Raw genomic sequence first — 23,140 nt, 5'->3', positions numbered from 1 at the left:
CGCTATACCCCCATCCGCAGCGATTCTTCGACTTCGTCAACGCCAGCCACACACGCCGGCTCGTGCGTGGCTGGCGGGAGGAGCTCCGCCAGCCTCAGAGTCCAGTAGGCATCCACGGCGCCGGCACCATGGTCAAAGTTGACCTGGCCATACTGGCTCGTGATGCCGGGCAGATCCAAATAGTCTTCGAGACATTCTCGCAGGGGCCCGGCCAGCGCAATCAAGGCGGCATCGGTAGCGCCCTCGCCGGCGCTGCCAAGGCGCCAATTGCGGACAGCCTCCCGCGCGGTCTGCAGCGCGTACTCACCGTACTGCTGACCAATGAACGGCGCCATGGAATAGAGCTCCAACGCAAATGCGAGCCGCGAGCCCACGTCTCGGGCAGAAAGCCCCCGTGACGTGGCCTTAATGCTCTCCTCCTGCAGCAGTTGCTGAGCCCCTTCATAGGCTGCCGCTGCTTTGAGGTGCGCATCAGGCGTGTGGCTGTCGGCCTGGCCATTGTCGTGTAGGTCGTTGAGGTCCTCGGCGCGGGAGAGGGCATATGGCAGTACGCTTGCCAACGCAGCGCTAAGCGCGAACACGCGCGCCTGGTTACGCTCAACGACGTGGGTGGTCGCAGTCATCGCTTCATTCCCATTGATGCCGCATCGGCCGCCGCAGGCATTGTGTCCCGAGCCACTAACTGCAGGTCTTCGCGCGTGAGGTTGTGCCGTGCACACAAATGATCAACCGACCAGGCGATCCTGCTTGCAAGGCGGCGGCCTACCACGGCTTCACCGTCTTCGTTGCGGAGGTCCACCAGGTCATCCTCAATCGAGGTGCTCGCAGGATCGAAGTCGAAGCCGCGCTCTCGGAGCGCGACCAACCACGCCTCAGGCTTGAGATCAAACTCAGGTATCGCCCAGGGCTGCGGGTCCACATTCAGCGCCTCGTAGAAGCTGCGACTCAGCGGCGGCTCCCCCTGAGCCCCTCCCATCACCCACGGCCGAAGCGTCAAGCCGAATTCACGGACCGTGATCAGCTGCTCATGCAGAAAGTCGAACATCTTGGCGTCTTCGCGATCAACTAGGTTCACCATCAGTGAGCTAACTGCCTGCGGTAGAAGCTCTCTCACCTGCCAGAACGCCGTGGACGAACTCGACTCCAGTTCGTCCACGCACCGCCCCTGGCGCGGCCGCGCCAGGGGCTGCTGCGTGGGCGCGCCTTCTGCATTCACCGTTACGGGGACGGCTCGATTGCACCGCAGCCACGCGCGGGCACAACCTTCGATCGTTTGAATTGCCATCACCCGCTGATCAGGGTCCACGCTGCGCGCTGTTGCACGCATGAGAGCTTTCTCTGCGCGGTGGAGGCTGTCACACAATTCACCGACGAGCTCCGCAGAGCGGTAGTCGAGCACATCGATGTCCACGTCATAGGCAGAATCTGCTCCACCTGACGTCAGTAAGACCGTGTAATAGGCAGCATGACCTTGCTCAGGCGCGGATGGGTCCACCTCGCTCACCAGGTCCGACCTCCAGAGATCCCGGTAGCAGACGTCCCGGAAAGGAATGACCTGGTTTCCCTCGCCCAATAGGACCACGGGGAGGATCACGTTTCCCTCATACGGCAAGCCACGAATCATCATGGCGACATCCTCGGCACGTGCTCGCGCCACTCGTCGTCGATCATCTGCTCCAGCCCCGTTGCGGTTTCCTTCATTGGAAGCGCAACGAGCGACTCGCCATCCATGTCGAACGAGAGCTCCATCACTACGCCGTTCTGATCGCGCGCGTAGACCGTACCGTTCGTGTCCAGGAGGAACTGGAACTGATCGTCGTCGATGGATGCACCGACGATCTCTACTTCATCCAGCGAGGCCCCTTCGGATGCGACGGTAAATTCCTGAATCATCGGCGAGGCTTCAGTGTCCGCAGGCGAAACTGCATCTCTGTGGTGATTCGATGCGTCGGCGAACGCCGCGTTGACATAGCCGTCCACCAAATCCTCTCTCTCCACAAGCCACTGTTTCACCCCCGGTGGCACCTCGTGCCCGTTCCGCTCGCCTTCGTTCAACCACCCTGTATCGCGGACACAGAAGAAGGTACCGCTTGTGCCGTTCGGTCCACAGACCATTGCCGGCGTACCAGCGCCCGGGTCGTCAGGATGCGCCTCGGTGTAATCAAGTTCGACCGTATAGCGTGGATCCTTTGTATAGGTCAGTGTTTGCTTCTTCATGGGTCTGCTCCTTATGTACTGCTCAGAATCTGAAGCCGCGGTCAGCCTCATCTATATCGGCTTCCGGTGTGCTACCGACTCGACTTTTCAGATGTACCGCCAAGCTCTCGCCGATGGCGGCTGCGTGTCCAAATAGGATCGATTGACCAAGGGCCTCATGCGCGAGCGTGGTGCTCGCACCGACAACCAACTTCTCCGGGATGCCTTTCACGCGCGCATGCTCCACCGGGCTCAACAATCGCTGCAGTCCGTCTTCACGAATTAGAAACGCTTCCGTACTTCGAGCTTTGGCGTAGCCGCGCCCAATCGTCCCAACCTCCGTCGCATCGGGGGTAACCAGCTGGCGCTTGAATCCTTTGCCTGCCGCCGCGTCGCGGGCGTTTTTTTCGGCCAAATACTCGTACGCCCGCCAGCGGCTTTCATCACTGTGTGCGCCGGCGTCCAAGGCATCGCCGAGCGTCTCGTACAGTCGTGGTTGGGCTGGGAGGTTCGCCATGGAGTAGCTTTCGGCGAGGCCCTTGCTGATCGCGCAGAACCACCAGCGCTTGCGATTCTCGATCGTTCCCGCAACCTTGACATCGAGAACCACGTCCGACATCACATATCCCTGTGCATCAAGGTATGCACGCACAAGATCGTAGCTGGCGCTATCGCGCGCCTGCTCGACGTTCTCCGAGATGACGATAGACGGATTGACCACCTCCAGGATCCGCAGCAGTCCATAGACCGCCAGCGCATCGGTGGGATGCTGCTCGGCGTTGTCCAACTTCCGCTTCGCCTTTCCCGACAGGCTGTGGCCCGTGCACGGCAACGAGACCTGCAACACGTCAACGTGTGAAAGCGCCTGCGCATCGATCTCCTCCAGCGATGCTTCATAGAGCCGGGTGTCGGAGCCGATCGCGTCGTTGTTCTGCGATGCCAGTTCGAGGTACGCGCCCTCGCGATCTACAATCCAGTCCACGCGTGTACGCAGACCCTCGCGCTCCAGACCTTCCTTCAGCGCCAACGTCGAGACACCCGCCCCCGCGCACAGCGTCGCTTCGGTCAGGTACCCATCGCGGACGTGCTCCCGCGTGCTCTTCTCGCGTTGTTCGAGGGCGAGGTCGGCAGGGTGGAGATCGAAAACGATCTGCCCTGCCGCTAGCGTGGCGCGTACGCGCGCGCCCTCGCCCAGGACGTCGGAAAGCGCGCCACCCGTGACGTCTACAATCGGCGTCTGCCTGATCTCCCCGCCTACAACTGCCTTTTCCCGCTTCGATACGGTGCGATCACCTGCTGCATCTACTTTGAGCCGAACCTGGCGGTTGACAAGATCAAGTTCTACCCGGAACTTTGATCCCGGCAAAAACCCGCACTTGCCCAGGCGAAGACCTTCCAGCCAAAGCCGTGGTTGGCCCCGGCTGTGTCCGAGCTTTGTGTAGCTCACCTGCACGTGAGCCGGGAATCCGGCTTGACCATTGCGCGGTAAAGCGCTCGCGACCTGTGTTGCCGCCGCCAGCGCGGTTTGAGCCGGAAGCTTCCTCAGCATGCTCGCACCTCAGGCTGCATCTGGCAGACCTCACCAGCGCCGCGGCCCCGAGGCTGGCTCGCGACCACGGACCAGTAGCAGTCGATGCCAAAACCGAACACAGTTTCAAAGTTCCGCGTCGGCTCCTGCAGCCCGTGCCGACGGAGCAACTCGGCGCACTCGTAAATTGCCTCGTCAGCGCCCTCGCCCGCCATCTGCTGCCGGTAGTACACCAGCCAGCACCCGACCTCAAAATGATCCTGAGCGGCCCGGAACTCCTTATACGCGTCCCGAGGTTCGAGGATCTTGCCGGCCCGCGCGGCCGTCTCAACGACCGCTTGGGTCGTATTGCAATTCCTGCGCAGATCATCCCGCGTCGAGGCGGATATCGGCGCCCGCACCATACGTCGGACGCTCATGGCTTGAAAGCCCCTTCATACTCCTCCTCTGGCTCTGCCGGCGCCGAAGCCTGCAGTGTGGCAACGTGTTGATTGATGGCCATGCTGCTCGCAATAAGCGTTTTTGCCACCAAGAGGGTTTCGGCATACGACTTCCCGCTGGTATGCGCTGCCCCGTCAGCAAATACGGAGCGGTGCTGCCCTTCAACCATCGGGCCGGTGCCAAGGAAGATGGTGGCTCGCGGCTCGTCCAGGAAGACGCGTACTTCGCCGTGGGATTGGTCTGCGCGCTTCCCATGCATGTTCAGCGGCTCCAGGAACGCACTGACGCTGTTACCAGGCCCCCCCATGTACCAGGTCAGCTCGTGGCGTTCGTACAGCTTCCACTGATGGCCAGCAGGCGCCGGCAGATCGGCCATCATCTCTTTGAGGTGCCCCACCACCAACTCGGCCACGCCGCGACGGTCGGCCTCCCATTGCGTGCCTTCGGACGCCGGCAGCTGCGAGTGGCGCGATCGCGCCCACAGCGGACTCTCGGCAAATGATCCACCCAGCAAGCCGGCCGCGGTGCCGTGCAACTTGAGCCGGTCGCCCAAGTCGACGGCTTCAGCCTTTGGGGCGGCCGACTGAAGCCGAACCAGGGCTGCAGCTGCTGCATCCAGCTGCGTGGTCAATGACACCGCCAGCTCGTGGTTACCAGCATCAACGGCACGGTCACGCGTGACCTGGCCCGTTCGCGCAAAATTACTCAACGCCGCCGCCATAACCTGGCGCTCGGCTTCGGAGACGTACAGCGGCTGAAGATTGTTGTCCATATGCGCCTCAGCCCGCCATCGCCAGACGGGATGCACCCGTCAAGGCATCTTGGAGCGCGGTCTCGGGCTGATCCCCGCTGCCGATGGCCTCCAGCAACTCCGGCAGCTTGTCGTACATCTCGATATCGCGGTGCCGATGGCCCTCCAGCTTCAGCATCTGGTGACGTCCGCCACCCCAGTCAATCTCCAGCTCAGCCCTGGCCGTTTGCTGCTCCGGCTCCCTCGGGGTCCAGCCGCTGTCGTGGTAGTCCCGATAGCCTTCGATGGCCGGGCAGTACGACGTCGTGCGTTCACACCCATCTACGCTCACCAGCGTGTAGTGGATCGACGGCTTGTTCGCAACGTTCATGGTGGCACAATCCTGTCAGGCTGCGGCTAGATGCCCACCCCGGCGTGCCGCGCATGGCAATTTTGCGCCACTTTCATTGGTAAATCTACGGATTTTTTATGTCGCCATATGTGCGCGCCGCCGCCCTGCAGCGACTTCGGTGGCAGAACAGTCCGGCGACCGGTTCACGACAACTCGCCACCCCGGCACCTCTCGCACGTTGCGATGAGGCGAGCGCCCGCTGAACCCCATTCGCAATCCGTACGCCACGCGCATGCTCCATGTCCAGTAATCACGCACTGATCCAACATTTCAATCACCCAGCACATCACTTGCGCTCACTACCGCCGGTCTCGCCCCCATAGCTGGGGAGATTTGCCATCAAGTACCGCCTTGCGCCGGCGCAATAGCGAATGTTATCCGTGAGCCAGCCCCTAGCATGCGGCCCTACGTATCCAGCTGGCGCGCTGCACCAGACTCATCCTGACGACTTTCTTCCCCATCCGACCCCGACGTGAGCCACCCGTCATCACCGCAGCTCGCCGCCATCCAACGCATCCGCCTGGCGCGGTTGTCCCTTCGCTCGCGTTCCAACAAGGTGGCCAAGCGATTGGCGCGGTTATTCGCCTCCCGGATCTTGTTGTTCGCCGCCTCCATGTTCGGTACCCGCGCAACCAGTCGACCCAGCATCGCCAGTTCGACCTCAACATTACGCTCAGGGAAGGCGTAACGATCCAATTCGGTCGCATAGGCATCGTCGCCCGGCACCCGTGTGTAGAACCGTAGCGCAGCCGCGGCGCCGGCAACCGCCTTCACAGTGCCCTTATCCGACACCCACAAGAGGCCCCAGCGCTCCGGCACTTCGTCGACATTGATGAGACCTTCCGGGCACATGAAATAGCGCCATTTGCCGGCACCTAGCGCGGGTTTAATTCGATGCTCTTTGCGCGCGTCGGCCAGAAAATCGGCGCGTGACACCTTGACTTCGATCAGCACGCTACCGTCCTGGAAGCCCGCGTGCCGCCATCCGATAGCATCTGGCTGCTCCCCCCGCCAGCCGGGATAGCATTCCGTCTGCGCCACCGAACAGCCGTGTCCGCCGGCAGAATTGTGCTTTCTCAGCCACCGAACGGCGACTGCGCACAACGCATTGTGCGTCGCCGCGGGCGAGCGCCCTTCTTTGCGATCCGATTCGCCTTCTTCCGTCACCCGAATCTCTCCTGCGCCGACGAGTCGGCTAGTCTTTTGACACCATCACCATCACATCAGCTTTTCACTGACACCCGAGTGTCTCTCCGGGCGTCCAACGAAGCCGGAGCAGTGGTCCGAATCGGTGTACTTGCGAGCTCCCCAAGCAGAAATCCCTGGCCGTAGCGGATTCCCATGTCGATGCACGCTTGCCGCTTCTCTTCGGTATCGATGTTCTCCGCGACAACAATGAACCCCTGCCCTTCCGCCAGCGCCAACACGCGGGAGACGTCCCGGCTGTACTCACTACGACGCCCGAGCATCACGCCGGCAAGCTTCACGATGTCCGGCTTGAACCGAACAATGTCTTCGAATGAGAAGCAGCCATCCCCGAAGTCGTCAAAGGCCACTTTGGCGCCCGCAGCTCTCACGCCTGCGATGAAAGAATGCACCACCCTGGGATTCGTGACCGCAATCGACTCGGTAATCTCCACGACCAACCGATCAGCCTCCTGAAGATGCATGAACACTGCCGCCACCAGAGGACCGCAGTTGCGCTCAATTGTGCTCACCGATGCGTTCACACCTATCCGGATACCCGGCGAGCGAGCGAGGAATTCAGTCGCCTGGTCGAGCATGGCGAGATCGACCAGCTCAATGAAGCCATAGGTCTCGGCGAAGCTGAGCAGCTCGCCGTGACTACGCTTGCTGGTGCTTCGCGCGAGCGCCTCGAAATAGAGCGCTTCCCCGTTCAGCAGATCGATAACCGGCTGGAACACCGGAACTACAGCCAGCGCCATACTCGGCTGCCGCTTCATTCGCGTGCTCCTGGTCGAACACCCAATCGCGCGCGCATGGCCTCGAATGCCTCCCGGCGACCGAAGTTACGGGCATGCGTGAGCATTGCTCCGAGCATCTCGCCAAGCTCGTGCGCGCCAGCACCTGCAGCGACCGATGCCACGACATGGCATTGGTCATCCATTATTTCCACACGTTGACCGCGACACGAAAGCTCCAATCCCAGTTCTGAAAGTGGGACGCTATCAAGCAGCTGCTGAATCAGCGGGCGCCGTGTGTTTGCATACCGGGAAGTTGCTGCAGCCATAGAAAGGTCCTCGTGACGAATTTCGCAACTGCATCGTTCCCTTGGCGCACTTCTCGCAGGGTGCGCCGCTACCGCCGTTCGCCTTCTTGCCGCCCTTTGACGCAGTCTTCCGCTTCCCCGCTGTCTTCGTGGGGGGCACACGACGTGGGCCCAGGTCGGGAAGCACGATCCGCAGCTGACGGATCTCTGCCAACATCGCGTTGATCTGCCTAGCCTGGAACGCCATGAACTGTTCCAAGGTGATTTCCCCGGCTTCAATCTTCGCAAAGGCCATGTCCCACACGGCAGTGGCATCTGGAACCGTCAGCGACCTGGGAAGCGCTTCGTAGAGTGCAAGACCAGCAGCCGTTGGCGCGAAGAACTTCGCCTTCTTCTTGCCGGCGATGTGCTCCACCACGCCAATCTCTATCAGCTTGGGCGCGAAGGTATGTCGCGTGGCAGGCGTGCCGATTCCGCAGCCTTGGGCCTGGTCATCAGCCCCGGCCTCGCTCTTCTTCAGCATTGCCACAAAGTGCGCCTTCACCTGCGGAGTGGTCACGTATTTGTGAATGTTGACCATGGCTTCGAGCAAGGTATCGTCAGTGAACCGCGAAGGCGGCTCGGTCTTCTTGTTCTCCCGGTCGAGCCCCTCGCACCGCGCTGCTTCGTCCTGCCGCATCGCAGGCAGATTCACATCGTCGCCCTTGTCCTGCGGCGCAGCATCGTCATCAGCAGCCTGCTCCGCCTTCCCATACAACTCCTTCCACCCTGGCTTCAACGTCGTGCGACCACTGGCAATGAAGTCATGATTCGCGACTTCAGCACGCACGCTGACTTTTCGGTACGTGTGTGGAGGCATGAACTGCGCCAGGTACCGGCGGGCAATATCCTCATAGATGAGCCGCTCTTCGCGGGAAAGTGCCTCTAAATTCGCTGCTTTGGGCGTCGGCACGATTCCGTGGTGCGCTGTGACCCTTTTGTCGTCAAACGCCCTGCTCTTGCGACCGATATCCAACTGGCTTAGCTGCGCCGGCAGGTCAGTTCCGCGGAAGCCTTCGCGCACTGCCTGGACAATCTCAGCTGCCTCCGCATGCTGGCTCATGGGGAGATAAGCGCAATCTGTACGCGGGTAGGTGACCAGCTTGGAATCGTAAAGCCCCTGGACAACCTTCAGGGTTTGCTCCAGACCCATGCCATAGCGGCGCGACGCCAGGCGTTGCAGTTCGTCAAGCGAGAATGGAAGCGGTGCGTTTTCGTTCTTCTGCTCGTCACGGTATTCGGCAATCCGTCCGGTCTTGCCTGCAACTTGCTGGTGCACCATGGCGGCCACTGCAGCGTCAAGCAGCCGCCCGTTCTCATCGATACCCGGTTGCCCGTCGCGCGGGCGCCACTTGGCGCGGAACTTACCTGCCTGCACAGCGATCATGGCAGTGAGCACCAGGTAGTCCACGGGCTTGAAGTTACGAATTTCCAGCTCCCGCGACGCAATCAGCCCCAGCACAGGCGTCTGAACACGTCCTATAGATACATGCCCGGTCGAGCCCGCCTCACGTGCCTGAAGCGTCACGCATCGGCTGTAGTTCATCCCTACCAGCCAGTCCGCGCGGCCTCGTGCAATGGCTGCATCGCGCATCCGCGCGAAGTCACGATTGTCCCTCTCATCTGCAAGAACGCGCTGGACGGACACATCATCAATGGCCTTCGGCAAAACCCGCTTCACTGGTACCAGGCAGCGGAGATCCTCCAGGACTTCGTCAACCAACAGTTGGCCTTCGCGGTCGATATCGCCCGCGTGCACGACCACCGTTGCACGTGTCAGGAGCTTACGTACGGCGTCGATCATCTCAGCCTTGTCGCCCACCGGTACAAGCCGCCACTCGTCGTTGTCTGGGAGCAGCGGCAGGTGGTCAAAGAGCCAGGGGAAGCGCCCATTAGCCCCACGTTTGGCCTCCGGATAGGTGCGCTCGATGTAGTAGTCCGGCTCCGCCAGCTGGTACACGTGCCCACGCAGCCAGCACACCGCCCAGTTGGAACCCTCAATGTGGCTTCCCGATCTACCGACCGCCGGCGCGCTCTTCGCGAGGTGGCCAGCCAGCGCTTTGCCAACCGAGGGCTTCTCGGCAACGTACAGTTTGAACTCAGGCACAGGGGTCTCCACCACTTTCGTTACCAAATCCTGCAGGACGAAGCGCGAAAGGGTTTTGTAGAATCACGGTGTTGGGGAACGGTCCCTGTAGCCGAGGACTCGAACGATGACGACGACAGGCCGCACCAAGGCCAAGCCGGTCAAGAGCGCCGCTGTCCGAAAGGGCTCTGCGACGACAACGACTGCCCGTAAGAGCGCGCCCGCGAAAGCGAGCACGCCAGCGAAGACGCCACCACCGGCGCAGGAAGTCGCAGGCAAATTGGTCGTGAGCCCTCGCAGCGCTGAGATGAAGGAAGCTCGGCGCTTCGCGCTTACCCATAATTTTGGTCTCAGCAGCCGCATCCGTGATTTGCTGGACTCCAAACGCCCCGTGCTGCAGATCTTCGTCGACGAGAACCTGCCCCTCGCCAAGGTTCAGGAGTTCATCCAGCGCAAATACGGCCCGAAGATCCCGGCCAAAGCGCTTAGCACTTACCTGGAAGCGAACTTCAAAGCGAAGAAGTGAGTACCTGGGCATGCGGCCTCACCGGATCAACCGGAACGAAGATGCCTGCATCAGCGCCGCGGCCAACGAGGCAGCAATCCGCCGCACGCTTTGAGGCTCGACCGGCTCGCCACTTTCCGCCTGCAAAGTGACGCTCAGAAGCGGGAGCGTTTGCTGCTGACCGGCAACCAGGCGCCACTCGCTGTGGCTCACCTGGATCGTCGCTGGCGATGCCGGATCCGCCTCCTGATATTCGAGCGTCAGATCTTCGCCTTCACCGCCGTCGTCGGCCACATGGGAGAACCGCACGTAGGGGCACTCGGTGCCGAACTCCTCCGGCACCGGCAAGGCTTCACAGATTTGCGCCCAGATACTCATTTCGGCTCCTATCCTGCCAGGGAGAACGCGGGACGGCCCGCGTCACAATCGTTAGTATATCCATATTTACCGAGGATGAAATCGTTAATGGCGGCGCGGACCTCAGAAGGTCCATACATTGATACACCAATGGAAGTGAGGATCCTGAGGACTTCAGGCAGCTTGTCCGGGGAAAACCGGGCAACCATGTAGGCGCGGGTTCCGGCGAACTCCCCAGTGAGCTCACACAACGGCTCGCTGCTGAAGTACTTCCCGCCCCAGGCCTTCGTGCCTGGCACCGTCATTTTCAACAGGGGGCCATCCCGCTCGATGGCCGCGTGCCGGTCGAGCTCATACTCCCCCTGGCTGTTCGTCGACAGTTGGGTATCCGGATGCTCCTGGATCAACCATGAAGCTACCGAAGGGGTCTCGATACGCACACGCAGCGAATTGATATGGTCGGGCCTGATGCCGGCGTTGAGCATCACGCCGCGATGCCGCGCGCCATGCTGATCGGTGTACATGACGCAGCTGCCGATCTTGTTGGCCGCTGCCATCTGGGCCGCCTTGAACAGATTGCCATCCAGGACGCACCGCGTCCGGGTTATCAGCCCTGCAGGGGCCGCGTCGAAAGCCTCCCAAAGACCAGACGCGGGCGAGCCGACCAGGCGCGTCGAGAATGCGGGGTCTTCCATAAGCGCATACAGGCTGCGCTCCACCAGCTGGGACTGACCAGGCACGGCAATGAGGACCGTGTATTGCCCGGGGTTATGCATCTTCTTCTCGTTATTCGGCAACGTGATGTCCACCATCACGCCTTCCGTTCTGGCGTTTTCGGCCCCGGAGAACGTCGCCAGCGCGCCAGGCGCACATCGCGGCAGTGTTCGCGCAATGAAGTCAATGCGATCGCGAAGGCGCTTTACTGCATTAACTTCCGTGGCGGCCAATAGCTCGTCTACGCTCTCCTTTCGGCCTTGAGCGCCCTCCTGCAGCAACTTGGGCGCCAATCGCTCCAGAGAGCCCGCCATGCGGGTCAGGACGCGCGCCAGCGGGTGTCCATAAGCTGAGTCAAAGCGCGCCTCCGTGCGATCGCAACGGGCCTTGACATCCACCGCACGCAGCAGCAGCACTTCTTCGGTGTAGCTGATGGTTTTGAGGAAGACAGGTTGCTCAAACACCGAACCGGACTGAGCGTTCCCACCCTCAAAAACGATTCGAGAATCCTCGGTGGCGCGAAGATCCAGATCCTTTGATTTGAACGGGTTCAAGCCCTTCTCATCCAGTTCCTTGATGATCCGGGTGTACTCGCTGGTGATCTCCTCGTAGATCGCCTCCTGCTCGGCATTACGAAGCATCACCAGCCTGCTGGTGAGCTTGGTAATGAAATAGGCCTCTTGCTGGAACCCCGAATCGTCGCCTTCGATATCAAGATCAATGTCGAGTCGATGCGCGATCAACGGATTGCTTTCGAGATACCGTCTTGCCACCTGGTCGCCGACCACGTTGATGAAGTCGGGTACGTTTCTGTCCAGCGCGGCCGAATCCTGATTGGCCGTGGTGTTGGCCGAGAGCTTTCGCATCTTCGCGTTCTGCATCGCGATGGGGCGTGCCTCGCCAATCAGCCCCGAGGAGAGCGTCTCAACTTCGGGGCTGCTGACCTGGCCTTTGCGGTTCACCCGTCCGAAGAACTGGACCCGCACATTCACATCGGCAGCCGACTGCAGCTCGATCAACACCCGTTGCCTCTGGTCGTCGAACTTCTCGCTGGCGTGCAATGAGATGCCGGTCGAGCCAGCCCGCGTGAGCAGGAGCGCGTCGGTTTCTCCCATGTTGAACTCGCGCACGATCCGTGCCTTGGGGCGCTCAGGCCTGACAGTGGCCACGGACTTAGCTTCGCCGGTAACACCATCTGTGCGTCGCTCTATGCGCAAACTGCGCCCACTAAGCTCGTCCGCGGCATACCCTGCCTCTTCAAGCCGCGTTCGGATTTGATCCAACGGCGAGGCGGGAAGATCGGGAAACTCTCCGATCAAGCTCTCAATGCTGGCGATGAGCTTAAGCGTTTCCTTGCTGGTTACGTCCCGCCGAACTACCTCGCCATAGCCAGTCGTTTCACTGTAGTAGCGCAACTTGTCCAACATCCTCCGGAGCACATCGGCAAACACGATGTCTTGGCCAAGGTCTACCCCGGCCGCAAGATCCTGCTCGGCGTTGACAGCGGCGGCGGCGTTCGCCATCTCTTCGTCCAGGTCCTCGAAGCCATCGGCCCGGCTGTTGGTGATTACGTCCCTGAGCAGGGACTCCATGGTGTTCTCCAATACGATTACTGGTTTCTTGCCAGCCTCAAGGGCCGCAATCGCGCGGTCAATCGCCAGCTCCGTCTTGATCGCCATCTGGAACTGCCGGTAGATCGAGAACAGGCGGGATCCGAAGTTCATCGATATCGCGCCCATGCGCGCGCCCTTGCGCTCTTGCTCAGGAATCAGCTCACGCAGCTTTTCGATTTCTTTGTTGCGCTCGCTGACCAACACATTGATGTCACCGGAAACGAAGTTCATCAGCTCAAGGATTTCGGCCAACTTGTCTGATAGTTCGATGTTGCGCTCCAGGCGGGTGCTGTCAGCCACCGTATCGAACGTAAGCGCGCTCAGGTCATGCTCTCGGCGGATGAATACTCCGTCGCGGGCCATCATTCCTGACAGCACCTCCTGGAGAACTTCACCGCCTGTTTGCAAGGTCTCCGGGAGACCGGCAACATCAACAGATTGCGGGAAGAGCGCGCTATAGATCAGCACATTCTTTGCTCCCTTCATCGAGGTCGCAGAGCTATAGGTCACCGAGCGGCTTGCCTCGATCGCGGCCGCGATGTTTCGCCCGGTGTTCGAGTCGCCCGCCGCATTGTGAGCCTCATCCAGCAGCAGCTGCGAGTCACGTGCTGCACCGGAAATCCATCTGGCCTTTGGCGATGTGGTGGCGTTCCGATTGAACTGGCTGTAGGTGGCCAACACCAGGTTGAACTCCGATGGAATCGCATCTTCCGCAAGTGCCCGCTGGAGGGTAGACCTCGGTGTCGCCGGCACCAGCGTCTCGCCCGACTTCGGGTCGTACACAGGAACGCCGTCATTGACGATCATCGGTTTGAACAGGTCGGCAGATCCAATGTCCTGCACGTCTCGCCAGAAATCGGTGAACAACGTCGGCGTCTCGGTGAGGAAGACCGTCTGCCTGCCGCGGAGAACTGCATAGCGAGCCATGGCAGCCATGACACGCCCCTTGCCGAGGCCGGTCTGGTCGCCCTCCAGGCAGCCTCGCCCATACTGCTCTGCGTAGATACAAAGCGCGACCGCGTCAACCTGCTCGGGCGACAGGTACTCGCGCTCACGCATCTCGTCTACTCGCCAATGCAGATTCTTCGCCACGAAATCGTCGATGTCGCCATGTTCGTCAACGATGCGCTCCAGGGCCGAACGAGTGGCAGTTTGGAGATTCCGTGGAATCATCGCCGACGCCTCGCCGACGCGTGACTGGGCGATGTATGGCGATTGATAGCTGTTCTCGTCGACAGCTGATACGTTCGCCGCACTGTCCTCCTCGCCGCCCGGCGGCAGTGGATCGGCATGGTCGGTGGATGCCTGCGCGTTATGTACAGCAGCTTCTATGCTGTCTGCCGGCAGATCCAGATCCATCGCGTCGAACATAGGCTCAGGCGTTGCCTCGCTCAGCACTATCCGGTTGGACGACACATCCAGGTGTGAGGCGTCGAACGCCGGGGTCGACTCAACAGCTACCTGCTTCAGCAGCAGCGCCGGGGCCGGTGCCTGCGCGTAACGCGCCCGCATGTTTCGCGCCCACGCGATGACGGACTCGTGGTCCTGCAGGACGTCCAATCTTTCAGGGATCGGGCTGGCGCTTGCACCCTTGGCGCCAATGACAACCAGCCGCACGGGGAAGCCGGCGCCTTGCTTTGCGTACAGTCCGCCATCGACCTCCACCACATCGACTTGGTAGTGATCGGCCAACCAGTTGAACAAGTAGCGCGACCCTCCCCTGACCTCGCCCGCCTTACTATCGAGTGCGTTGTCGCCGCCAACGATATAAACAGCTAGCCCGTCATCTCGTCGCAGGCGCAGCGAGTTGACCAGAACCAGATGATCGAGCCTTCCCACCTTCAGCCTGTCGACCATGACAGGTCGCGCAAGCCCGCCGAAAGGTGGATTGCACAGCACGGTGTCGAATTTACCATCGGTTGCCGGCGACGGCGGCGGATCCGCCAGGAAGTCGCCGACAGATACCACGATGTCGGGACGGTCGCGACGGACCGATGCTACGCGAGCGGGATCGATGTCGACCGAATGAATGGTCGCGTCACGGATCAGCGACACCAGCGACGCGTTGCCGATAGTGGGCTCCAGCAGGAGCTTCCCTCGCTGGTCACCCGCAATGTGTTGGACGGCCACTGCCAACGGCAGCGTAGTGGAGTACTGCTGATTTATGATCGAGCTGGTGGTTCTTGCCTTGAACGGGGGCTGCCCTTCTTCGAGTCTCCTGGCGAGCTCGAAAGCCGGCACATCAGCCGCGCCATGGGCGCCAAGCGTGCGCACCAAGGCGGCCTCAACGGCTTCCTGCCAAACCCGGAGCAACGGGGATGTCTCCACCTGCTCCTCGGCAGCGTCGTTGACCACGGCTGCCCAGCGCCGTAGGTCTGCGTACCGCATTGGCTTGCCCCGCCGCATTTCGACCACGAACCCATCAGCGCAGCCAGCAAGTTCAACCGCATCCGGCGCCCGCAGAAAGCGCGAGGCGCCGGCAGCACCTGCAAGCTCGCTCTCTCTGCCCACCACCTCGTGGTCGCGGCGTGCAAATCTCCCAAGCTCGCTTTCGAAAACGGTTTCCCCAGCCGAGTTGCGGCCAAGCTCCCTGATGGCGCCGATGATGTTGTTGGCCTGCAGGTCGCCACTGTTGACCGGGTCGCCGGCGTTCGCTCTGCGCGGTAGCGCCCTGACTACACGGCCAACCGGAACCTCCACAGGCTCGGCGCCAGGGAACGCGCGGCGCAGTTCGCCGAGCGTGAACTTAAGCTCGTCGCGCAGCACCAATCCACGTGGAGATTGGTAGAAGCCGAGCTGCGCCAGAGCGCTGAGCGTAGACGGGGCGACTTCGTCGCCGCCGAGGAGCACAAGCTTGCGCGTGCCGGACGGGAACTGGGCACCTACCAGACGCACCCGGGGATTGGCCGGGTCCAAGCGCACCCAGCGAACGAGCGTATTTGCATCCATCGAAGATCTCATGAGGTTCTGGAGCTCAATACGACTCAGCCGCCCGGAGGCGGCTGAGTCGGCTACTGCAACGAGCGATTACGGAGACGGGCTGCCGGCCGGCTCATCTTCCGGTTCCGGCGCCACTGCCGCCTGGGCCTTGGCATCGATGTGCGCCGTGGCGATTTCGTGCGCGGCATGGCGGCCGGGCCGATCGGCGATCACGTTGATCGGCGAGAAGCCGGCAATGGTGTCATTACGGGCCACGCCCGGCAGGACAACACTCGCAAAGCGGTTTGGTTCCTTGCCGAAGGCGATCTCGTAGCGGGTCACCTTGTTCGCCTTCAGATCCGAGACGAGCTTGTAGGCCGCGTTGTCGTCCTTGAGCGGGTTACCCGCATAGCTCAGGCGGTAACCCGGGATCGAGTCGATCTTGAGCGAACCGTCGGCCAGGCCGGCCAGCAGGGCGGTGTTGGCGATGTCGCGGAACACATTGTTTTTGAACAGCTCTTCGAGGGTTGCTGCCGGGTCGGGCAGGTACTCGTCACCTTCACGCTTGTACTGGCCATACACCAGGCGATCGATGACTTCCTCGCCATCAGTGACGCGCAGCAGCGCCAGGGCGCGCGTGCCACGGCCCAGTTGCTCGGTCAGCGCGGCACGCAGCTCTTCTTCGCTGGTCACCAGCTTGGCATTGTTCGGCTCGACGGTGTCGATGAAGACGGACGGCTTGGCGTCCTTCGACAGCTTGTTCAGTCGCTCGATGCCCCATGCGCGGTCGAACTCGCGCGAGAAGGTGCCGTGCTCGGTCTGCACGCGTGCGGTGAACTTTTCCTGCGAGACCGGAATCGTGATGGTGCGCGGTTCTTCATTGCCCTCGCGGAAGTTCGGGTTCTCGAAGCTGACGCGCGGCGAAGTCGCCATGACGCCTTCCAGAAAGCTGCGGTCCGAGTGCGTGGCTTCATTGGCCTTCTGCAGCGTGTTGACCCAGCGCGAACTGACGACCATGCGGTCGTCGTCGGACATCTGGTCGGTCAGGTAGCAGGACTCCAGGGTCAAGACCGAACCGGCTGCATTCTCCGGCTTGTCGAAGATCTTTCGGCTACCGCCATGGCCCTTCACGAAATTGCTCACCGCGCGTTCCGCGTCGTCGCCGCGGAACTCCACTGCCACAGGCAGGTCGCGGCCTGCACCGGGCACTTCGTTGAGCACGATGCCGGTCAGCTTGAGGCTTTCCTTGTCGCCGGTTTTTTCGACTACAGCGGTGGACACCTGCAGGACGGCGGCGAAGGTATTGGGGGTGAGTCCACCGCCCTTCGGGGCGGCGGACTCACGCAGGGAGCGAAGTGCGGACATTGCGATCTCCAGATAATGTCGAAAGGAGGACCGCACTGCGTACTTGCGGCCCGAGACCCGTTTGGGCTCGGGATCAATCTACCACTTTCATTGGCATATAGGCACGCTTTTTTTGCCATCAAACGTGGTTATTTCGCGTATCTTCGCGTATTTCACCGTATCTTTTGTTATTGACCGGATCAGGAACGCTTCACGGTTCTTGCCCTATGCAACCTGCTGCGACAGCCATCGCGGCTGCCGTCCGCGACCGCTACACAAGTTTCGCAGCGCCAGCAGTGCCGTGTGCGCAGCAGCTGATGAGGGCGCAACCTCATCGGCCAGCCTCAACGCAAAGCCAGTGTCTCGGGTCCGCATCGGATCCGATCGAAGACTTCCGAGCGCTTCACGCTCGCCTCCCGCTGCTGCGCCGACGGGCACGCCGAGTTGCACCGTGCAACTTTGGCCGTGCGCAGGCATCACCCGTAGGATCCAGTTCGACGTGGCGCGATGTCACGACCGAGCAGAATGACATTCTGCGAACCAGTTACCTCGATGTCGTCAGCTGCAGCCTGGCTACCCATGTCAGGCTCGTAGCGCTCGCGCACCCACCCCAGCAGATCTTCAGGGGTCAAATTGAACTGCCGTGCGGCCAGCGCCAGGTCACCCCAGTCCATCGCACCCATACTCTGTTCGAAGGCCTGGTCGAACTCTTTAACCGTCATATCGCGGGCGAGCACCTGGCGCCAATGCGATGCTTGGATCTGCATCGTGTGATGCCGGTTGTCGTCGCGCCACATCGCCCCCTTGGCCACATCCGGGGTCACCCGGACCTTGCGGAAGAACGGTTGCGTGACGGACACGACCACGCGGCATTGCCCGCCACCGATCATGTACTGATCCGTGCGCACCAGGCCGCTCCGCCCACGAACAGCCTTCGGTGGATGGACCTGCGTGATCGCAGAATTGGCACCCAGCAGCCGTGAAAGCAGCTCCACCGCCGCCAACGCATCCTCCACCTTGGTGAACGCACCAAGCTTCACGCGCCAAAAATGGACTCTCTGGGAGTCCAAACGCCATGCGCCGGCGTCCAGTCGGAGGCCAAGCATCCCCATCAGCTCGACGATGGTATTCACGCGAAGGCCGCGAATATTGCCACCCAGCCAAGAGGCTACGTTGGCGCGTGGGATATTCGCCGCCCGAGAGAGCGTATAGATGTCGTATCCCAACAGTTGCGCCAGCAGATGAGCCAATCCGCTCACCGAGATTTTCGTTTTCGACATCGAATGCTCCTAGTCTTTTGACCCCATCACCATCACATCAGCTATTTACCGCCGCCCGCTTAGGCTGTCGCGATCAATTGCCGACTCTCGTGTTCACGTATTGCCTCGTCTCGCCGACTAATGCCCACCTCAGCGACGCCGCAGGATTCCATCAGGCCACGCACCATCTTTTCTGCCACGGCAACATCTTGTGTCAGCCAGATTCGCTGGACGGTCTCCGAAACTGCCCTGTCGCTGTCGACCAGGATCCTGTCGACGCCGAGCAACTTGGCGACACTGGAGGCGACCTCACCGGTCGCACGCAGCATGGCCACAGCACCTCCATCCGCGATCAACAGGAAAAATGACTCCCGACAGCCGGCAGTGGTAACGACGCCCACCGAATATCGACCCATGACATCGAGAAGCACTCTCAGGCCGCCCATCAGATGATCGTCAGCGCCCAAGTCCCACCTGTGCAGGGACCTGGTCAGCGTCAGATCCCAATGGAGGCCCAGCGCGAAAAGCACCGCGCGCAATTTGACATCCGAAATGTTCCGCCGGCAGCCATGGCTGCGGATGAAGGACGACAGGTTGCTCCTGTGCGTCTCCGCTCCCACGGCAACCTTCTGCAGCGAAACCCCCTGCCATCGCTGGGTCCCGACCACAAAGCCCAACGCTGCAGCCATACGGCTACGCATTGCGGATTCGGCTTCGTCGCTATCCACTTTCGTTGTCATTTACTGGCATTTTATCTAACAATAATAGTGCACTTTCGCGAACACCGAAGCAAGCCATGACCGTGCCCGCCCAGCCACGCCTCACCATCGAACTGATCCCTTCCAGCTGCTGGTACAAGAACGTCCGCAGCAACGTACGTGTGGCCACCTGGTCCCGCCTCCAGTCTCTGATCTCTACCGCCTCTGGCGGCCGCTGCGAGATCTGCGGCGGTCAAGGGCACCAGCATCCGGTGGAATGCCACGAGGTGTGGACGTTCGACGACCGCCTCCTGCTGCAGCGCCTCGATCGACTCGTCTCCTTGTGCCCGGCCTGCCACGGGGTCAAACACCTCGGCCGGTGGCTGGCCCGAGGTCAGATTCAGCGCCCACTCGCTTGGTATTGCCATGTGAACCACACCACACCTGCGGAAGCCGCCGCCGCGGTTCGAGCCGCGCTCGATCTGAATGCCCAACGCTCCCGTTTCCGGTACCAGCTCGATGTTTCGTGGCTTCAGCGAGTCGGCGTGGATCTTGCGGCGCATGGCGTGGAGGTTGGTCATACAGCCGTCGCCATGGACTACTAGCGCCACGCCTGCACCAGCGCCCGCATCCTGGCAGCGTGCTCAGCGTCAACACGCTGCGCGTTCTTCTTGACTTGGTCGTACCGGGTGCGCATACGCGCGGTGTATTCGTCATTGGTCTCGTTGGGCAGGAAAGCCAGCTCAGCGGCGATTTGGTCCTGCAAAGGAGAAACTACCGTCAGAACGCTGGCCGCCGGCGGAGATATCGGTGCGTACTCGGTGACCGGCGCCCTGGAGGCGGTCGGCGTCGGCGTACCGGCGGCAGCGGCCGGCTCCAACTGGGGTGGGGTCAACCGGTTAACAACCTGTGCCTGTGCGGCGCCAAAAACGCCAGCCATACTGATCAATGCGAGCATCCACAGACGAGTTCTGTTATGCACGGCGGTCACCTTGGGCCACTGCCCCCTGCAGGCGGGCAGCATCATATTTGCCCTTGATCTCGCGGATGAGTTCATTGATCACGCCATCTTCCTTTTCGCTATCCACCATAACGCCGCTGTTCTGCAGCGCGAGCTTTCGGCGCTCGATCTCAGGCAACAATGTGCCCGCCGGATAAAGCGCAGCGAGCAGCCTCCGTGTTTCTTGTCCGCCGATCTGTGCATAAAGGACATCGCGCACGTAGGAGTCCTCGTTTGACGTCGAAAAGGCCCAAAGCCGGATGCCCCCCATCTTCAGGTTGAGGAGCTGGGTGACCGGCCCACTTCTCGTCTTGAAGATCACCACCATCGTCGAGCCATCCTTCGCGGTTGGAGGGCGGATATGCTTCTTAGCCGCGTGGAGCACTGTCGGGGATGCCTGCCACTTGTCCCGCATCAGCTCAGCCGAATCGTCATCCGTTGGCGAAAGAACAAAGTTGCCCGTCGAGAACGAGAGCACGGCCTCTGGGAAGTCCTGCGGCCGATGCGAAATAAGCGTCAGCATGACTCCCCACTTACCACCCTCTCGCGCATCCAGCTCAAGCTGATTCTGTACAGCGGCAGCCTTTGACGTGCGATGTACCTCGTCGAACACCAGGTGTTTGCGGTTCTGCCGGATCTCACGAATTCGCTGTTCGTGGTGTGCCTTGTACTCGGGCGGGAAGGAATCGATGTGCTCCTCGCGCAGGTAGAAGTTGCGGGCAGCAGCATGCCTGGCAAGCATGTAGCAAACGTTGGTCTGGTGATCAGCCACCGCACTACCCTGCTTTGCCACCTCATCCAAGTCGATCGACACGATCCTTGCATCGCCCACATCGAATGCCGTTTGACGCGACAAGATCGGGTAGCGACGAATAGCCTCCGATAGCATTCGCGCGAATGCCTGTAGCAGCGGCTCGCCCGAGTTCGTCATCTTTTCGCCGTACAGGTCAGAAAACTGCCGTTCACGGCTGACAGCCGCCAGATCCGTCAGCGTTGGAACAGCGTAGCGCTGCGCTAGCGACGCAGCGTGTATGTCGCCGCGAGAGAACAACTGGTCCACAATCTCCCACCAGGTGGTGTTGCGATCGACATGGAGCCCATGCGCGACAATGGCACGATCGACCAGTTCAGCGCCCTCCGTTTGCGGACTGTACCGGCGCGGCTGCGCATTGTCGGCGAAGTGCTTGTACGCATAATCGATGACACCAGCGCAAAGCCCAGCCATGCCGTCGGCTGGATGCGGCTCTCCCGGAGGCGTCATAAGCAACGTGGTGAAATTGACGGCTAGCGCCTCCTCGTGGGGGAGCGGGCGCCGGCAGCCAAGCTGTGTGTCGAATGGGTTCACGGAGTCCTCGGGACGCATCCGCATCCGGAACTGCACGACCTGGTGCTTGGACTGCTCCGTCGCCGCCTCCCGGATAAGCGAGGTGAAACCCGAGCTGGAGCGACCGATGTCAATGATCGCGATATACGGCAGGTCGGTCAGACCTGGAGACAGGGTGAATGCCAGATTCATCGCGTTCACCAGCACCGACTTACCCGCGCGGGGCTCGGCGATAACTGTGTTGATCCAGTTCGACTGAACGGAGGACGATGGCTGGAACGGAAAAAGCTTGCCGTCCGGCGAATTGAACATCAACGCGCCGAAATCCCAAGGTGACGCCGGTCGGTAGAAGCTCAGCATCTGCGTGACATCCGCCAGTGCCGCGCAGGCAACCGTCGCCGGGCTGTTCAGACTCAACCCTGGCGTGGTCGCCACCAAGGCCTGCACCGGATCGCCTGACAGCTCTCTGACGTCCGTACCACCCCACGCCTGCACCGCACGGGCGAGCTTGGATGTACGGTCCTCCAGCAGCTTCGCGTTGCCTGCCGGCGCCCAAGAGGTGAGATCAACCCGCAGCTTCACATCGAGCTCGTTCTGCTCACGTACCAGGTACTCGATGCGATCAGCTGCGGCACGCATAAGCCCGTTCTCCGGGTTGGTGAACCCGATGATCGCGGTAATCAGACGCTTAAAGCCCAGGGAGGTTAGCCCTCCCGACTCGATCTGGAACTTGATCCGCCAAGGCGCACGGGTGTCCCTCACTCGGCGGAACAGCGCCTGAAACGGCACCGTCTCGTTCCCTGATTGGTGCATGAAGATGTACATCGGCTTGTAGGCGATCGCCCCTACAGTGCAGGAGGTGGAGCTCTCTTCCCGGATGTTGCGGGGCGCCAGCTGGCGGTCAAGCCGTGGCCACAGCGCGCCAGACATATCCGCCGGATTTCGCCGCTGCTCGCGCACAGGGATCTTGTCGCCGGGAAGGCTTGGGCGCCACTCTGCTGCCGTGAACTCTCGGTCAATCGACATGCGCATGTCCCGGCAAGCGTCGTGCACCTCCAGCTGCACCAGGGAAATCTCGGCCGCTGCCATCTCCTGCATGAAGGAGGAGACGAAGGAATCATGTCTGCTCTTGAGCCCAGCGATCACCCGAAACAGATTGGGTGCATCTTCCATCGTGGGAATGGGATTGTCTTTCAGCAGCTCCATGCGCGCCGCAACATCGCGCTTCAACTCGGTAGCGGAAATGCCGATGGGCGAGTATAGAGAGCGACCCAGCAGCGCTCAGCGCTGCAGGACTCCCTCAGCATCGCGACATCTTCCTCGAAGAGATCTTCGAGGTTCAGACCAATCCGGACAGCAGTGTCCCGCATCGGTTTCTGCGCTTCACGCACCTCGCGCTCGACGAGGTCTGGATCAGACTCGAAGATGCACGACAGCGCATGACCACCACCACGCATGAATGCCTTGAGTGAATTTGTCAGGCGTCCATCAATCTCACGAAACTCATCAACACCAATCATGCGCCTGGAACCATTGACTCGAAGAAGCGTCATGCGAGAGCCATCCTTGAGCACGAAGGTGGGTCTCGACGTCCCCCCACCCTGAGTAGTGGTTTGGTTTAGAGTCCGGGGGTAATGATATCGGTGTTTGCCAGATGTTGGGCATAAGCAGCCGGGGTCATGCCGCCGATCGCCTTCTTGGGTCGGTCCTCGTTGTATTCGCGTCGCCAGCGTTCGATTTCGGTG

Annotated in this window: 21 protein-coding genes; 2 read left to right on the top strand and 19 right to left on the bottom strand. The window is 61.2% G+C overall.

Annotated elements, in window-relative coordinates; all coding sequences use genetic code 11:
* Positions 1-2: 2 nt before the first annotated feature.
* The 10 genes from F7R02_RS19530 to F7R02_RS19485 all read right to left on the bottom strand — a co-directional run bounded on the left by F7R02_RS19530 (position 3) and on the right by F7R02_RS19485 (position 9,683).
* Positions 3-623, bottom strand: a complete 621-nt coding sequence (locus F7R02_RS19530) for a hypothetical protein (protein ID WP_078590732.1) — start codon at positions 621-623, stop codon at positions 3-5.
* Positions 620-1,627 (bottom strand): hypothetical protein, encoded by a 1,008-nt coding sequence (locus tag F7R02_RS19525; protein WP_078590730.1) that lies wholly within the window; start codon positions 1,625-1,627, stop codon positions 620-622. Before F7R02_RS19525 ends, F7R02_RS19530 begins: the two co-directional genes overlap by 4 nt.
* A complete protein-coding gene (locus F7R02_RS19520) occupies positions 1,624-2,217 on the bottom strand; it encodes a hypothetical protein (RefSeq protein ID WP_235857473.1) in 594 nt (197 codons plus the stop codon). Before F7R02_RS19520 ends, F7R02_RS19525 begins: the two co-directional genes overlap by 4 nt.
* Positions 2,218-2,239: 22 nt before the next feature.
* Positions 2,240-3,745, bottom strand: a complete 1,506-nt coding sequence (locus tag F7R02_RS19515; protein ID WP_078590726.1) for a DNA cytosine methyltransferase — start codon at positions 3,743-3,745, stop codon at positions 2,240-2,242.
* Entirely contained in the window at positions 3,739-4,143 is a 405-nt protein-coding gene (locus F7R02_RS19510) for a hypothetical protein (RefSeq protein WP_078590724.1), read from the bottom strand. Before F7R02_RS19510 ends, F7R02_RS19515 begins: the two co-directional genes overlap by 7 nt.
* Complete coding sequence (locus F7R02_RS19505) at positions 4,140-4,937, bottom strand: hypothetical protein (RefSeq protein ID WP_078590722.1); 798 nt, start codon at positions 4,935-4,937, stop codon at positions 4,140-4,142. The genes F7R02_RS19510 and F7R02_RS19505 overlap by 4 nt, the downstream gene beginning before the upstream one ends.
* A gap of 7 nt (positions 4,938-4,944) precedes the next feature.
* Complete coding sequence (locus tag F7R02_RS19500; RefSeq protein WP_078590720.1) at positions 4,945-5,286, bottom strand: hypothetical protein; 342 nt, start codon at positions 5,284-5,286, stop codon at positions 4,945-4,947.
* Between the two features lie 426 nt (positions 5,287-5,712).
* Complete coding sequence (locus tag F7R02_RS26455; RefSeq protein ID WP_167521065.1) at positions 5,713-6,474, bottom strand: adenylosuccinate synthase; 762 nt, start codon at positions 6,472-6,474, stop codon at positions 5,713-5,715.
* Positions 6,475-6,530: 56 nt separating this feature from the next.
* Entirely contained in the window at positions 6,531-7,271 is a 741-nt protein-coding gene (locus tag F7R02_RS19490) for an EAL domain-containing protein (protein ID WP_078590716.1), read from the bottom strand.
* A 225-nt stretch (positions 7,272-7,496) separates the two neighbouring features.
* The gene (locus F7R02_RS19485) at positions 7,497-9,683 is read right to left on the bottom strand and encodes a DNA topoisomerase (protein ID WP_078590741.1); all 2,187 of its coding nucleotides are present in this window, start codon (positions 9,681-9,683) and stop codon (positions 7,497-7,499) included.
* Between the two features lie 106 nt (positions 9,684-9,789).
* On the opposite strand from F7R02_RS19485, the gene F7R02_RS19480 reads away from it, so the two are divergent.
* Positions 9,790-10,188, top strand: a complete 399-nt coding sequence (locus F7R02_RS19480; protein ID WP_078590714.1) for a hypothetical protein — start codon at positions 9,790-9,792, stop codon at positions 10,186-10,188.
* Positions 10,189-10,206: 18 nt separating this feature from the next.
* Here F7R02_RS19480 and F7R02_RS19475 read toward each other — a convergent pair whose 3' ends face one another.
* The 5 genes from F7R02_RS19475 to F7R02_RS19450 form a co-directional block, all read right to left on the bottom strand.
* The gene (locus F7R02_RS19475; RefSeq protein WP_078590712.1) at positions 10,207-10,545 is read right to left on the bottom strand and encodes a hypothetical protein; all 339 of its coding nucleotides are present in this window, start codon (positions 10,543-10,545) and stop codon (positions 10,207-10,209) included.
* An 8-nt stretch (positions 10,546-10,553) separates the two neighbouring features.
* Positions 10,554-15,800: a strawberry notch C-terminal domain-containing protein gene (locus F7R02_RS19470; protein ID WP_235857471.1), complete on the bottom strand. Its 5,247-nt coding sequence runs from the start codon at positions 15,798-15,800 to the stop codon at positions 10,554-10,556.
* Positions 15,801-15,878: 78 nt separating this feature from the next.
* Positions 15,879-17,135 carry a hypothetical protein gene (locus tag F7R02_RS19465; RefSeq protein WP_078590708.1) on the bottom strand — a complete coding sequence of 419 codons (1,257 nt, stop codon included), beginning with the start codon at positions 17,133-17,135 and terminating at the stop codon, positions 15,879-15,881.
* Between the two features lie 455 nt (positions 17,136-17,590).
* On the bottom strand, positions 17,591-18,394 hold the full coding sequence (locus tag F7R02_RS19455; protein WP_078590704.1) for a hypothetical protein: 804 nt from the start codon (positions 18,392-18,394) through the stop codon (positions 17,591-17,593).
* A gap of 59 nt (positions 18,395-18,453) precedes the next feature.
* Positions 18,454-19,113 (bottom strand): hypothetical protein, encoded by a 660-nt coding sequence (locus tag F7R02_RS19450; RefSeq protein ID WP_078590702.1) that lies wholly within the window; start codon positions 19,111-19,113, stop codon positions 18,454-18,456.
* Positions 19,114-19,169: 56 nt separating this feature from the next.
* Between F7R02_RS19450 and F7R02_RS26450 the strand changes: the two genes are divergently transcribed.
* A complete protein-coding gene (locus tag F7R02_RS26450; RefSeq protein ID WP_167521064.1) occupies positions 19,170-19,676 on the top strand; it encodes an HNH endonuclease in 507 nt (168 codons plus the stop codon).
* Here the strand turns inward: F7R02_RS26450 and F7R02_RS19440 are convergent.
* The 4 genes from F7R02_RS19440 to F7R02_RS19425 form a co-directional block, all read right to left on the bottom strand.
* Complete coding sequence (locus F7R02_RS19440; RefSeq protein ID WP_078590740.1) at positions 19,673-20,029, bottom strand: hypothetical protein; 357 nt, start codon at positions 20,027-20,029, stop codon at positions 19,673-19,675. The genes F7R02_RS26450 and F7R02_RS19440 overlap by 4 nt on opposite strands.
* Before the next feature lie 16 nt (positions 20,030-20,045).
* Positions 20,046-22,625, bottom strand: coding sequence for a putative type IV secretion/conjugal transfer ATPase (locus F7R02_RS19435; protein WP_139371056.1), 2,580 nt, complete (start codon positions 22,623-22,625; stop codon positions 20,046-20,048).
* On the bottom strand, positions 22,622-22,948 hold the full coding sequence (locus F7R02_RS19430) for a hypothetical protein (protein ID WP_139371055.1): 327 nt from the start codon (positions 22,946-22,948) through the stop codon (positions 22,622-22,624). Before F7R02_RS19430 ends, F7R02_RS19435 begins: the two co-directional genes overlap by 4 nt.
* Before the next feature lie 65 nt (positions 22,949-23,013).
* A partial coding sequence (locus F7R02_RS19425; RefSeq protein ID WP_151210081.1) for an integrase core domain-containing protein occupies positions 23,014-23,140 on the bottom strand: 127 nt, incomplete at its 5' end.

The organism is Xanthomonas cissicola (assembly GCF_008801575.1).
Classification (GTDB): Bacteria; Pseudomonadota; Gammaproteobacteria; order Xanthomonadales; family Xanthomonadaceae; genus Xanthomonas; species Xanthomonas cissicola.
Note: the sequence above shows the minus strand (reverse complement) of the source record. Positions and strands in the feature narration are given on the sequence as shown.